The 1,602-nt window shown below is 57.2% G+C and carries 1 rRNA gene; it reads right to left on the bottom strand.

Annotation, left to right across the window (positions count from 1 at the left end):
* A 23S ribosomal RNA gene (locus AB0O91_RS41175) occupies positions 1–1,545 on the bottom strand; the annotation flags it as partial.
* Positions 1,546–1,602 lie beyond the last annotated feature (57 nt).

Here is a 1,602-nt window from a genome sequence, read left to right as displayed (position 1 = left end):
GGTTCAGCGTTGGCGCTTCAAAGCGGGTACGGGAATATCAACCCGTTGTCCATCGACTACGCCTGTCGGCCTCGCCTTAGGTCCCGACTTACCCTGGGCAGATCAGCTTGACCCAGGAACCCTTGGTCAATCGGCGCAAGAGTTTCCCACTCTTGTATCGCTACTCATGCCTGCATTCTCACTCGTATACCGTCCACGACTGGTTTCCACCGCCGCTTCACCCGGCACACGACGCTCCCCTACCCATCACAGCAGGCGTTGGCCCTATATGCTGCAATGACACGACTTCGGTGATGTGCTTGAGCCCCGCTACATTGTCGGCGCGGAATCACTTGACCAGTGAGCTATTACGCACTCTTTCAAGGGTGGCTGCTTCTAAGCCAACCTCCTGGTTGTCTCTGCGACTCCACATCCTTTCCCACTTAGCACACGCTTAGGGACCTTAGTCGGTGTTCTGGGCTGTTTCCCTCTCGACCATGGAGCTTATCCCCCACAGTCTCACTGCCACGCTCTCACTTACCGGCATTCGGAGTTTGGCTAAGGTCAGTAACCCGGTAAGGCCCATCGCCTATCCAGTGCTCTACCTCCGGCAAGAAACACGTGACGCTGCACCTAAATGCATTTCGGGGAGAACCAGCTATCACGGAGTTTGATTGGCCTTTCACCCCTAACCACAGGTCATCCCCCAGGTTTTCAACCCTGGTGGGTTCGGTCCTCCACACGGTCTTACCCGCGCTTCAACCTGCCCATGGCTAGATCACTCCGCTTCGGGTCTTGGGCATGCAACTCAAACGCCCTATTCGGACTCGCTTTCGCTACGGCTACCCCACACGGGTTAACCTCGCTACACACCGCAAACTCGCAGGCTCATTCTTCAAAAGGCACGCAGTCACGGCCCGCCAGCAAGCTGACGAACGACGCTCCCACGGCTTGTAGGCACACGGTTTCAGGTACTATTTCACTCCGCTCCCGCGGTACTTTTCACCATTCCCTCACGGTACTATCCGCTATCGGTCACTAGGGAATATTTAGGCTTAGCGGGTGGTCCCGCCAGATTCACACGGGATTTCTCGGGCCCCGTGCTACTTGGGAGATGAGCAAGCAAGCCGTACAGATTTCGTCTACGGGGGTCTTACCCTCTACGCCGGACCTTTCGCATGTCCTTCGACTACCCATACGGTTTCTGACTCGCCCAGCCGCCGGCAGACGACTGAAGCTCATTCCCACAACCCCGCATTGGCAACCCCTGCCGGGTCTCACACCAAAACGGTTTAGCCTCATCCAGTTTCGCTCGCCACTACTCCCGGAATCACGGTTGTTTTCTCTTCCTGCGGGTACTGAGATGTTTCACTTCCCCGCGTTCCCTCCACACTGCCTATGTGTTCAGCAGCGGGTGACAGCCCATGACGACTGCCGGGTTTCCCCATTCGGACACCCCCGGATCAAAGCTCGGTTGACAGCTCCCCGGGGCCTATCGCGGCCTCCCACGTCCTTCATCGGTTCCTAGTGCCAAGGCATCCACCGTGCGCCCTTAAAAACTTGGCCACAGATGCTCGCGTCCACTGTGCAGTTCTCAAACAACGACCAGTCACACACCCTCGA

It is taken from the genome of Kitasatospora sp. NPDC089797, from assembly GCF_040684795.1.
Classification (GTDB): Bacteria; Actinomycetota; Actinomycetes; order Streptomycetales; family Streptomycetaceae; genus Kitasatospora.
The sequence above is the reverse complement of the archived record's forward strand: the minus strand, read 5'-3'. Positions and strand labels throughout refer to the sequence as shown.